9 protein-coding genes and 1 pseudogene are annotated in these 12,067 nt (G+C 65.0%); 3 read left to right on the top strand and 7 right to left on the bottom strand.

Annotation, left to right across the window (positions count from 1 at the left end; genetic code table 11):
- Positions 1-32: 32 nt before the first annotated feature.
- The 4 genes from aroQ to JQ586_RS29510 form a co-directional block, all read right to left on the bottom strand.
- Positions 33-494 carry a type II 3-dehydroquinate dehydratase gene (gene aroQ / locus JQ586_RS29525; protein WP_212398151.1) on the bottom strand — a complete coding sequence of 154 codons (462 nt, stop codon included), beginning with the start codon at positions 492-494 and terminating at the stop codon, positions 33-35.
- 292 nt (positions 495-786) lie between these two features.
- A complete protein-coding gene (locus tag JQ586_RS29520; RefSeq protein ID WP_212398150.1) occupies positions 787-1,683 on the bottom strand; it encodes a DUF1236 domain-containing protein in 897 nt (298 codons plus the stop codon).
- 328 nt (positions 1,684-2,011) lie between these two features.
- Positions 2,012-2,779, bottom strand: coding sequence for a DsbA family protein (locus JQ586_RS29515; protein ID WP_212398149.1), 768 nt, complete (start codon positions 2,777-2,779; stop codon positions 2,012-2,014).
- Positions 2,780-2,866: 87 nt separating this feature from the next.
- Positions 2,867-4,273, bottom strand: coding sequence for a M48 family metalloprotease (locus JQ586_RS29510; protein WP_212398148.1), 1,407 nt, complete (start codon positions 4,271-4,273; stop codon positions 2,867-2,869).
- 226 nt (positions 4,274-4,499) lie between these two features.
- Between JQ586_RS29510 and JQ586_RS29505 the strand changes: the two genes are divergently transcribed.
- On the top strand, positions 4,500-5,687 hold the full coding sequence (locus JQ586_RS29505; RefSeq protein ID WP_212398147.1) for a pyridoxal phosphate-dependent aminotransferase: 1,188 nt from the start codon (positions 4,500-4,502) through the stop codon (positions 5,685-5,687).
- 130 nt (positions 5,688-5,817) lie between these two features.
- Positions 5,818-7,152 (top strand): dicarboxylate/amino acid:cation symporter, encoded by a 1,335-nt coding sequence (locus JQ586_RS29500; protein ID WP_212398146.1) that lies wholly within the window; start codon positions 5,818-5,820, stop codon positions 7,150-7,152.
- An 11-nt stretch (positions 7,153-7,163) separates the two neighbouring features.
- Here the strand turns inward: JQ586_RS29500 and JQ586_RS29495 are convergent, their stop codons facing one another.
- From JQ586_RS29495 to JQ586_RS29485, 3 genes and pseudogenes are all read right to left on the bottom strand, one after another.
- Positions 7,164-8,396, bottom strand: a complete 1,233-nt coding sequence (locus tag JQ586_RS29495) for an FAD-binding oxidoreductase (RefSeq protein ID WP_212398145.1) — start codon at positions 8,394-8,396, stop codon at positions 7,164-7,166.
- A 15-nt stretch (positions 8,397-8,411) separates the two neighbouring features.
- Positions 8,412-9,632 (bottom strand): MFS transporter, encoded by a 1,221-nt coding sequence (locus JQ586_RS29490; RefSeq protein WP_212398144.1) that lies wholly within the window; start codon positions 9,630-9,632, stop codon positions 8,412-8,414.
- Positions 9,633-9,690: 58 nt separating this feature from the next.
- Positions 9,691-11,186: pseudogene (locus JQ586_RS29485) on the bottom strand (amidase).
- A gap of 204 nt (positions 11,187-11,390) precedes the next feature.
- On the opposite strand from JQ586_RS29485, the gene JQ586_RS29480 reads away from it, so the two are divergent.
- Entirely contained in the window at positions 11,391-12,050 is a 660-nt protein-coding gene (locus tag JQ586_RS29480; RefSeq protein ID WP_212398142.1) for a helix-turn-helix domain-containing protein, read from the top strand.
- Positions 12,051-12,067 lie beyond the last annotated feature (17 nt).

Genomic DNA, 12,067 nt, shown 5'->3' with positions numbered 1-12,067 from the left:
TATCTGGTGACGGGGAACGTCAGGAATGGCGATTAAGTCTTTGCCTTGACGCCGATCCTGGCGGCGAGGCCCATGATCGCGAGGCGGTAGCCGTCGATACCGAAGCCGCAAAGCGACGCGAACGCGGCCTTGGCAGTGAAGGAGTGAAGCCGAAAGCTCTCGCGGGCGTGGATGTTGCTGACATGAACCTCGACGGCGGGGATCTTCACCGCAACCAGCGCGTCGTGCAGCGCGATCGAGGTGTGCGAATAACCGCCGGCATTGATGATGATCCCGACCGCCTTCTTGGCGTGAGCCTCGTGGATGAAGTCGATCAGCTCGCCCTCGCGGTTGGATTGCCGGCAGTCGACGGCGAGGCCGAACTGCTTGGCAGTGTCCGCGCACAGCTTCTCGACATCGGCGAGGGTGGCATGGCCGTAGGTCTCGGGCTCGCGCGTCCCCAGCAAATTGAGGTTCGGGCCGTTCAGCACATAAATCGTTCCGGCAGCAGCCATTCCAGGGTTCCGGCGAAGGGTGAAGTGGGCCGGGTTATAGGTAACAACCGGCCGCAGGGGAAGCCTTTAGGTGAGTTCGGAAGGTCTTCAACAGCCTCGACCCGGCTGTTAGATAGTTTCGGTAACACACGGAAATTGCTGGTTAACCAATTTCTTGGGAGGGCATGTCCGGGAGCCGTTGGCTCCCCGCTTCCTGAGGTTGGGTCCACAGGAAGCAAAACCCCGCCCGGAGGGGGCGGGGTTCGCATCCGGGCGAGGACGGCCTGATGCCCGTCCTCGCGTCGAGGCCAGACTAGCCCTCGATGATGTAGACGATCTCGTGCGTCTCGGGCTGCACGATCACGTAGCGTCCGTGGACCAGGATGAAATCATAGCCACGCCATTGCGGGTAGATCGTCACGACCCGCTCCGGCAACGGATAGAAGTGCACGTCGGCCGGAACGCGGGTGCCGACCGATATGTTGAAGTTCGCATTGGTCACTTCGGTCACATGCTCCGACTTGATCGCAGTCGTGATCTCGGTGCGCTTCTCCGCGGGCGGTGCCGCCGTCGCCGAGGTCGCCGCGTTGCCGGTGGTGGTTTGCGAACGGCTGGTGTCGTTCGTCTGTGCCCGGTTGGTGTCGGTCGGGGTTCTGGTCTGGGCATTCTGGTTGGTCTGCGACGCGCCACTCTTTTCGCGGCTTTCCGCATTCATGTTGCCGTTCTTTTCGCGGCTTTCGGCGGCGTTGGTGCGTTCGCGGCCTTCGCGGCTTTCCGCGTTCATGTTGCCGTTCTTCTCGCGACCCTCGGCCTTCATGTTGCCGTTCTTCTCATGGCCCTCGGCCTTCATGCTGCCGCTCTTCTCGTGGCCCTCGGCCTTCATGCTCTTGTCGCGCGCGCCCTCGTTCTCCGAGCTCATGCCCTTCGACTTCTGGGTGTTCTCCTCCGCGCCCCTGGAGCTGCCGGCCCTGTCGGACTCCGCGCCCTTCGCGCCGGTGGATTGACCGGTCGTGGAATGCTCGGAACCCTTCATGCCGCCGGAATTGTGCTGCATCGTGCCCGAGGCTGCGCCGCCCGACGGCGCGCTGTGCTGCGTGGTCGCGCCGCCACCGGCCCCTGGCGATTCCTTCGACATGCCCTGCGCATTGGCGAAGCCCGCGCCGGCGATCAGAGCCGCTGCTGCAACCGAAATCATAAAGCGTTTCGACATAGATGTTCCTCCTCACATGTCTGCATTGCCCGCGCCGACAACGGAAGAGGATGTGCGATGTTCCTAACGATCTCCGGTTCCGCGCTGCGCGTTTCGTGAATGCGCGATGAACGCGTTGCGCTTCAACCGCAGGCCCAGGCGAACTCCATGCTGGCGCGATCAAGCTGAGCATTGGCGCCGCCGAAATTGAAACCGCCGAAATGTTCCTCGATCTCGCGATAGGTCGCGCTGTATTTTCGGTGTCCACTGCAGTTCGGATTCCGCAAAAAAAATCCGGCTGCGTGGCAGCCGGATTTCCTGGTGCGCCGGAATCGCGTCGCGATGTCGATCAGCAGGTCGCCTTCCCGCAGCGCGCGATGCCGATCTTTTCCTTGAGGTTGTCGAGGCCGACCGCGCCGACCACGACCTGCTTGCCGATCACGTAGCTCGGCGTGCCGTTCATGCCCATGGCTTCGGCGAGGCGGAAGTTCTCCTCGATGGTCGCCTTCGCTTCCGGGCTCGTCATGTCCTTCTCGAGCCTTGCCATGTCGAGACCGACATCCTTGGCCACAGCCAGCGCTCGCGCCTTGTCGGCAGCGCCGCGGCCACCCAGCAGCTTCTGGTGAAACTCGAGATACTTCTTGCCGGTCGGGTCCTGCATGCGGACGGCGACTGCGACCTGGGCTGCTTCCACGGAACCCTGGCTCAGCACCGGAAATTCCTTCAGCACGACCTTCAGCTTCGGGTCCGACTTCAGCAGGTCGAGCATGTCGCTCATCGCGCGCTTGCAGTAGCCGCAATTATAATCGAAGAACTCGACGAAGGTGACGTCGCCGTCCTTGTTGCCGAGCGTGACGCCGCGGGGCGAGTTGAAGATCGTGTCGGAGTTCTTGGCGACGCTCTGCTCGTGCTTCTCGGCCTCGGCCGCCGCCTGCCGCTTGCTGAGCTCGTTCATCGCTTCCTCGAGCACCTCGGGATGCGAGACCAGGTAGTTGCGGACGATGGTCTCGATGTCGCTGCGCTGGGTGTCCGAGAAGCTCTGGGCGGAGGCCGGCAGCGGCGCGGCGCACATCGCCAGCGCGAACAGGGCAGGGGCAAGAAAGCGGAACGATGGCATGGGGCTAATCCTTGTTCGGCGGAACTCGAAATACGGCAGGGCCACGAGCGAGTTTCGGCAATCGTTGTATGGAACTTCGGTTTATTTCTAGTTGTTTTTCTGCCCTGGCATGGGCTTGGCGCTCACAATGTCGTCAGCTTTGACCCAGCCCGGCGTGCCGATGGCAAACCGGGTCTTGGCGCGCGACGCCAGGTCGCGGGCCGTCTTGTTGTCGCCCCGCAGATAGGCGGCCTGCGCGGACGCAAGGTCGGCCTCGGCGTAGTCGCCCTTGCGGCCATACGCCATCGCAAGCTGGGTGAAGCCGAGCGGCGCCTCGGGCTCGCGCGCGACGGCGGCGCGCAGCATGTTGATCGCCTCCTCGGTATAGGCCTTGTTGTCGGAGGCGACGAGGGCCTGGCCGAGCAGCATCTCGATCAGCGGTGCGTTGCTGGAAAGCTGCACGGCGCGGCGCAGCGGCGCGATGGCTTCCAGCGGGCGGCCGCCTTCGAGCAGGGCCTGGCCGCGCAGCTCGTAGAAATACGGATTGTTCGGCTGCACCTGGATCAGGCCGTCGATCTGAGCAATCGCCGAGCGCAAATCGCCGTGCAGATAGGTGGTGATGGCCCGCGCGTAGCGCGCCGGCAGGCTGGTGTTGGTGAGCGGATAGCGGCGATAGACCGTGTCCTGCCGTTCCATGAAGCCCGAGATCTTGGCGCGCATCATGTCGTGGCGGAGCTGCAGCGCCGGATCGTCCTTCTTGTCCCAATATGGGCTGGAGCGGGCTATCTCCTCGAGCGCCGCGACCCGATCGACCGGCATCGGATGCGACTGCAGATAGGGGTCGGTACCATGCGCGGCGAACAGGCTTTCGTCGCTGAAGCGCTTGAAGGTATCGTACATGCCCTTCGGGGATTGTCCGGTCGCGGTCAGGAACTTGACGCCGGCGCGGTCGGCGTTCTCTTCCTGCTGGCGCTGATAGGACAGCAGCGAGCGCATGATCACCGTCTGCGGCGCCGAGATCGCGGCCGCGCCGGCGTTGGCGAGGCCATTGCCGGAGCCGCTGCGCGCGCCCGCGGCAATCGCGCCGGCACCGAGCAGCATCGCGATGATCATCTGGGTCTGTGCCTGCGCGAGCTGCTGGCGCATCTTGGCGAGGTGTCCGCCGGCGAGGTGGCCGGTTTCGTGCGCCAGCACGCCGATGATCTGGTTCGGCGTTTCCGATTGCAGCAGCGCGCCGTAGTTCACGAAGATGCGGTGGCCGTCGGCGACGAACGCGTTGAACGCGCTGTCGTTGATGATGACGATCTGGATGTTCTGCTTCTCCAGACCGGCGGCGCGCAGAATCGGGCGGGTGTATTCGCGCAGCAATTGCTCGGACTCGGTGTCGCGCAGCACCGGTGGTCCCTTGCCGGCCTGTTCCTGCGCGCGGGCCATCGGGCCGAGCGCGAGCGCGAGCGCGGTGACAAGTGCAGTCAGCCTGGACGACGTGGCGCGGAGCGTATGGTGGAACAGCATGGGCAATCTACTGGCAGTGGCCGACCGCTGAGCGGCGAAGTCCGATTCCGGCCCTGATTAGATCAGAAGCGCGGCGCAGTCTCTTGTTTTTGCGGTTTTTGGTCACACGGAGCGGTATGCACTTGTCCTGAAACCGCTATAAGGAGCCACCGAATACGGCCAGTCTGGGGCGGTAACCGGTACGGGAACCTTAATTCGGCGGCAGCCGCCCAAAAAGCGGATATCCATGCAAGACGCGACAGCGAGAGACCGTGTGACCAGCCTGTTGACGGCGTCCGGGCGGAGCGATGTTCCACCATTCATGGTGATGGACGTGATGGCCGCTGCGGCACGAATCGAGGCCGGCGGCGGCCATGTCATCCACATGGAGGTCGGTCAGCCCGCGGCATCGGCGCCGAAGCCGGCGATTGCGGCGGCCCAGGCTGCCTTGCAGGACGGACGGATCGATTACACCTCCGCGCTCGGGATTCCGTCCTTGCGCGAGCGGATCGCCCGTCACTATCGCGAGACATATCGCTGCGACGTGGATGCCGGGCGCATCATCGTGACCACCGGGTCGTCGGGGGGATTCATCCTCGCGTTCCTCGCGATGTTCGAGCCGGGTGACCGCGTCGCGGTCACGGTTCCCGGCTATCCGCCTTATCGGCACATTCTCACCGCGCTCGGCTGCGAGCCGGTGCTGATCGAAACCACCAGCGACACCCGCCATGCCCTGACCGGCGAGGCGCTGCTCGCGGCGCATCGCAAGGCGCCGCTGAAGGGCGTCCTGGTCGGCAGTCCGGCCAATCCGACGGGCACGATGATGTCGCGCGAGGCCTTGGCCACCCTGATGGCGGCGGCCGACAGCGCGGGCATCCGATTCATCTCCGACGAAATCTATCACGGCCTCGATTACGCGTTTCCGGCGGTGACGGCAGCGGAGTTGTCGCCGCGTGCGCTCGTGATCAACTCGTTCTCGAAATACTTCTGCATGACCGGCTGGCGCGTCGGGTGGATGGTGGTGCCCGAGGTGTTGGTGCGGCCGATCGAGCGGCTGCAGCAGAACCTTTCGATCTCGGTGCCGACGCTGTCGCAGATCGCGGCGGAAGCGGCATTCGAAGGCCGCGAGGAGATGGAGGCGATCAAGCGGGGTTATCAGGAGAACCGCCGCATCCTGATCGAGGGCCTGCCGAAGGCGGGACTGACAAAGTTCCTGCCGGCGGACGGGGCTTTTTACCTCTACGCCGACGTCTCCGACTTCACATCAGACAGTTTCGCGTTCGCAAGCGAGATGCTGGAAAAGACGCATGTCGCGGCCACTCCGGGCGTCGACTTCGATCCCGTTCACGGCCGCGCCTTCGTCCGCTTTTCCTATGCACGCTCGGCCGACGAGATGCAGGAGGCGGTTGCACGGATCGCGCATTGGCTTAAATAGCCGCCAATCTCCAAGACCACCGGCCGCGCGGTGCGCGGCAGATCGCCGCGGATAACCCGCCAGTTCCATTTGACTCATGCGGCCAAGTTGATCTTGGCTGCCTTGCCATTTTCTGAGGGGGGAATGACACATGGCGACTACGATCGTTGCCACCGGTGCGCCGGCTTCTGCCAGCGCCAAGCCGTGGTATAAAATTCTCTATGTCCAGGTCCTGATCGCAATCGTGCTCGGCGCCATCGTGGGCGCGCTGTGGCCGGGGCTTGCCACCAACGACTGGATCAAGGCGCTCGGCGACGGCTTCATCAAGCTGATCAAGATGGTGATCGCGCCGATCATCTTCTGCACCGTCGTCTCCGGCATCGCGCATATCCAGGATGCCAAGAAGGTCGGCCGCATCGGCATCAAGGCGCTGGTCTATTTCGAGGTCGTCTCGACCTTCGCGCTCATGATCGGCCTCATCATCGGCAATGTGGTGAAGCCGGGCGCCGGTTTCGGCAATGCTGCCGCGAACGCGCAGGCCGTCGCGACCTACGCCAAGCAGGCGGAGGCGCAGAAGAGCGTCGACTTCATCCTGCACATCATTCCGGACACCGTGGTCGGCGCGTTCGCGCAGGGTGAGATCCTGCAGGTGCTGCTGTTCTCGGTGCTGTTCGGCTTTGCCATCATGGGGCTCGGCGAGCGCGGCCACACCATCCGCGCGTTCATCGACGACGCCGCGCACGCCGTGTTCGGCGTCATCTCGATCGTGATGCGCGCGGCGCCGATCGGCGCCTTCGGCGCGATGGCCTATACCATCGGCAAGTTCGGCACCGGCGCGATCCTCAATCTGATGGGCCTGATCGCGACGTTCTACCTGACGGCTGCGCTGTTCATCGTTCTGGTGCTCGGCATCATCGCGCGGATCGCCGGCTTCTCGATCTTCAAGTTCCTTGCCTACATCAAGGACGAGCTGCTGATCGTGCTCGGCACCTCGTCATCCGAAAGCGCGCTGCCGTCCCTAATGGAGAAGCTCGAACGGCTCGGCTGCTCGAAATCGGTGGTCGGCCTCGTGGTGCCCACGGGCTATTCGTTCAACCTCGACGGCACCAACATCTACATGACGCTGGCGACGCTGTTCATCGCGCAGGCGCTCGGCTACGACCTCACCTTCAGCCAGCAGCTCACGATCCTGGTCGTGGCGATGCTGACCTCGAAGGGGGCATCGGGCATCACGGGCGCGGGCTTCATCACGCTGGCCGCGACGCTTGCGGTGGTCGATCCGCGGCTGGTGCCGGGCATGGCGATCGTGCTCGGCATCGACAAGTTCATGAGCGAATGCCGCGCGCTGACCAACCTGTGCGGCAACGGCGTCGCATGCGTGATCGTCGCCTGGTGGGAGGGCGAGCTCGATCGCGACCGGCTCAACGCCAACCTCGCCAAGCGGATCGATCCGACCGACATGGAGACCGCGGTCACCACGGACTGATTGCAGCCTCGTCAGAACCGATCCGGCCGATACGGCGAGGCGTCCACGGACGATGCCTCGCCGTTCATCATTTCGGCGAGCAGCCGCGCGGTGGCCGGGCCGAGTGTGAAGCCCTGGTGGCCGTGGCCGAAATTGGTCCACAGGCCGCGATGGTGTGGCGCCGGCCCGAGCACCGGCAGCATGTCCGGCGTGCAGGGGCGGGTGCCGAACCAGGGCTCGGGCTCGACGCGCGTGCCGATGTCGAGCAGGCCTCGCGCTGCGGCTTCCGCGTGGCCGAGCTGAATTGGCGTCGCCGGCGCATCGGGGCTGGTCAGCTCTGCGCCGGTGGTGATGCGGATTCCCTTCGCCATCGGCGCCATCGCATAGCCGTTCGCGGCATCGACCAGCGGCAGATCGAGCGGTGTGCCGCCCTGATAATGCATGTGATAGCCGCGCTTGAGTACCAGCGGGATCTGGTAGCCGAACCGGCGCAGCAGCTCGGGAGACCACGGTCCGAGCGCGACCACGGCGGTCGCGGCATCGAGCCGGCCTTGCTCTGTATGCACCGACCAGCCCGATGCCGCCTGCGTCAACGTCTGCGCGTCGCCCCGCAACAATGTTCCGCCGAGGCGCTCGAACAGTCCCGCATAGGCCGAGACCAGGCCGCCCGGATCCGACACGGTCCACGGCGCGAGCCAGTGAATGGCGCCGGGCAGGTCGTCGCGCAGAAGCGGTTCAGCCTTGGCGAGCTCGCTGCCGCTGAGCACCCGGAACTGCACGCCATAGTCGCGCCGGTTCTCTTCCGCGGTCGCGATCGCCTGTTCCAGCGCCACCGGATCGCGGTGCAGGAGGCGGTAGCCGGCCCGGCGGATCAGGTTGCCGGCATGGGCCTCGCTGATCAGCGTGTCGTGTTCCGCCGCGGCATAGGCAATCAGCCGTGCCCAGGCGAGCGTGGCTTCGCGGTGTCGCTCCGGCGTGGAGTGCCACCAGTATCGCAGCAGCGGACCGGCATGCCGATGCAGCGAGCTCAGCCGATAGCGCACGTCGTTGGTGCGGCCGGCCGCGATCCTCGCCAGCGTGGCGAGATCGCGGGGCATCGGATAGGGCCTGACGGCTTCGCTCTGGATGATGCCGGCATTGCCGTAGCTGGTCTCCCGGCCGGGCTCCTTGCGGTCGACCAGCGTTACCGACCAGCCGCGGCGCTGCAAATGCAGCGCCGTGCTGACGCCCACCATGCCGCCGCCAAGGACGATCGCGCTTTTCATGTGATCGGTTCTCCGTCAGGCGGGGACTGGCGCGAGCCTGGTCCGGCCCGTCTTGATGGTTGCCGCGACGATGACGGCCATTATGGTCATGGCCACGAGGAAGCCGAACGCGGCGTCGAACGATCCGGTGCCGGTCACGATGAAGCCCATCACTGCCGGCGCGACGAAGCCCGCGCTCTGGCCGCCGAGATTGACCATGCCGACGCCCGACCCGATCTGGTCGTCGCGAAGCAGTTTTGTGGGAAGCGCGATCACCGAAGCCAGCACGAAGCTTTTGAAGAAGTAGACCAGCGACTGGTACACGATAAGCGCCGTGATCGTCTCGGATTTGTACATCGCGTAGAGGAAGAGGCCGGTCAAGGCAGAGCTGCCGATCAGGAGATATTTCTCTCGTTCGGCAAAGAACATCGTCATGACCCAGCCGCCGATCGCGGTCGCGATCGTGGCCAGGAAGAACGGGATTGGCGTCAGCATGCCGACTGCCTTGAGATCCAGCCCGCGCTGCTGCAGCAGATAGAGCGGCATCCAGGAATCCAGGCCCTTGTTGACGCAGCTCAGTCCGAACCAGACCAGCATCAACTGCCAGAGCAGGGGATTCTTCATCAGCTCACGCAGCGGCGCGCGTGGTGCCGTTGCCGCGCTCGAGCCGGTGATGCCGGCGCGACCCGTGTGAGGGACGAAGATGAAATAGACCAGCGCAAACAGGATTCCCGCGCCGCCGATCGCATTGAAGGCATGGCGCCAGCCGAGCCACAGGATCAGCGGCGCCATGATCATGGGTGCGATCATGCTGCCGGCATAATTCGACGACAGCAGCAGCGCCGACATTTTCGGCCGGCTGTCCCGCCTGAACAGCTCGGCGATGGCCCGGATGCTGGCCGGCGGAAAGCCGCCCTCGGCAATGCCGAAGATGAAGCGGATCGCGACCAGCGAGGCCAGCGACCACGCGACGCTCGTGAAGGCGGTGAATAGCGACCACATCGCGATCGTGATGATGACGACGTATTTCGAGCCGAAGCGGTCGGACAGCCAGCCGCCCGGCACCTGCATCACCGCGTAACCCAGGAAGAATGCGCTGATGACGATGCCGAGATCGGAAGCCTCCAGATGGAAGTCCTTGCCGATCTGCGCCAGCGCCAGCGAGATCGCGGCGCGGTCGATGTAGGAGATGCAGAACGCGAGGTAGAGCAGGACGAACCCGATGACACCGGTGTTCTGCTTCGGCAAGTCAGACATCGTCGTCGATCTCCGATCACGCACCGCTAGCCGCGATGCAGCTGGCGTTGTTGCCGGTCTAGTCCCATGCGAGGAAGTCAGGCGCGGCAGACAGCGGCGGCGCCGCGGCAAGCCGCGCGAGATCGGGGACCGGCCGGCGCAGGTCCGCTCTCGCTGCGAACGCAGCCTCGAGCGCGGCCGCCACGGCGAGCACGATGGCGTCGCCGCCGCGCGGTCCGACGATTTGCAGGCCGAACGGCATGCCGGCCTCGTCGACGCCGACCGGCAGGCTGAGGGCGGGATGCCCTGCAAGCGTCACCGCATAGGCCAGCGCAAGCCAGTGGAAGTAGGATTTCGTCGGCGCGCCGTCGATCTCGGTCGGGTAGAGCTCCGACCAGGGGCGTGGGCTGAGCGTGATCGTCGGGCTGATCAGGACGTCGCAATGTTCGAAGAAGGACTGATAGGCGCGATAGATCCGGGTCTGCGCGGCCGCTGCGCGCGCGTAGTCCTCAAGATTGTAGCCGAGGCCTTCCTCGACATTGGCCCGCACATTGGGGCCGAGCATGTCGCGGCGTTCCTTGTAGGTCTTGCCGTGCGTCGCCAGGAACAGCGCGGCGCGCAGCACCGCGAACGCGTCGTCGGCGCCGGAGCAGTCCGGCGTGGCCTCGCGGCATTCGGCGACCATCGGGGCGAGCTGCTCGACGCGACGGCGGAAGACGCGCCGGATCGCGCGCTCGGTCGGTGCAAAACCAAAATCTTCGGTGAAGGCGACGCGAAGCCTGGCGAGCTCCGCAGGACGGGGCGCATTCCAGCGCTCGCGACGTCCGCGCAGGGGCTCGCCCGGCAGCGTATAGGCCAGCGGATCGCGCGCGTCGTCGCTCGCCATCGCCGAGAGCATCAGTGCGGCGTCGGCGACATTGCGTGCCATCGGGCCGTCGGTCGACAGGTTAGACCAGCCGAAAGCGCGTCGTTCGCTTGCGACCAAACCATAGGAGGGACGCATCCCGACAATGCCGGCGTAGCCGGCGGGGTTGCGCAGGCTGCCGCCGGTGTCCGAACCCGAAGCAAGCGGGGCCATGCCGCAGGCCAGCGCCACGGCGGAGCCGCCGGAGGAACCCGCGGCCGAGCGCGAGGGATCGAACGGATTGCCGGTCGCGCCGTGGACGGGGTTGCGGGTGTTGCCGCCGGCGGCCCATTCGGGCGTGTTGGTCTTGCCGATGATGACCGCGCCGGCCGCGCGCAGCCGCGCCACCGAGGCCTGGTCCGCGGCCGGGACATGGTTGGCGAACAGCGGACTGCCGTAGGTGGTGCGCAGGCCGACAGTGTCCTGGGTATCCTTGATCAGCAGCGGAAGTCCGTGCAGGGCCCCGAGATCGTCACCGCGGAGCACGGCCACCTCCGCGGCCTTGGCGGCGGTGCGCGCGCCGGCTTCGTCGAGGGTCACGACGGCATTGACGGCGTGGTTGGTCGCGGAGATGCGCGCAAGGCAGGCGTCGAGCAGTTCGACCGGTGAAATCGCCCGCCTGGCTACAGCCGGCCGAGCTCGATGGCACTCGAATCGCAGAGTCCGTCCACGCGTCACCTCTTTCCGTTTCTGAAAATCGTTTAGCATATCGGAAACAGGTCGGGCGCATGAATATTGCCCAGAATCCCCGCATTTTTGCACATTTGCTACGTGTTTTGTGCAGAAGCTCGTTGGAGCAGCAGGTTCAAGGCCAACGTAATTTGATTGATCCGACAAATATTTTTCGAATTGCGAATGCGTGGTAGAGAGGGACCATGAGCGAAATCAACACCCTTGAAGGCATCAGCTCCCAGCTGGGCCAGTGCCTGAAGGCGGCCCGGCAGGCCCGGGGCCTGACGCTGAAGCAGGTCGCCGAGCGGACCGGCATGGCGCTTTCGACCTTGTCGAAGGTCGAGAACGGCCTGATGTCGCTGACGTATGACAAGCTGCTGCAACTCACGTCGGGGCTGCAGATGGAGATCGCCGAGCTGTTCAATCCTGTGGTCGGCCGCCTCGACCAGGATCGGCCCGTCACGGCGCGCCGCAGCATCAGCCGTGCCGGTCAGGGGCAGGTGATCGCCACCAGATTCTACACCTACACCTATCAATGCACCGACCTGATCGGCAAACGCATGGTGCCGATCGTGGCCGAGGTTCGGGCGCGCTCGCTGGAGGAATTCGGTCCGCTGCTGCGCCATGCCGGCGAGGAGTATTTTCTGGTGACCAGCGGGCGGGTCGCGGTTCACACCGAATTCTACGCACCGGAGATCCTCGATGCGGGGGACGGAATCTATCTCGACAGCACGATGGGACACGCCTACCTCAATGCGGGCGACGAGCCGGCCAGGGGCGTCTGCCTGTGCACGAGCGAGGCGCCTGATCTCTACGATCAGCTGCGCCGGATCGCGAGCCGTGACTCGCCGGCTGGAGACTGAAGACGTGCCTGACCATT

The sequence above is a fragment of the Bradyrhizobium jicamae genome (assembly GCF_018130215.1).
GTDB classification, from domain to species: Bacteria; Pseudomonadota; Alphaproteobacteria; order Rhizobiales; family Xanthobacteraceae; genus Bradyrhizobium; species Bradyrhizobium jicamae_A.
This window is presented reverse-complemented; position numbering and strand designations above follow the sequence as displayed.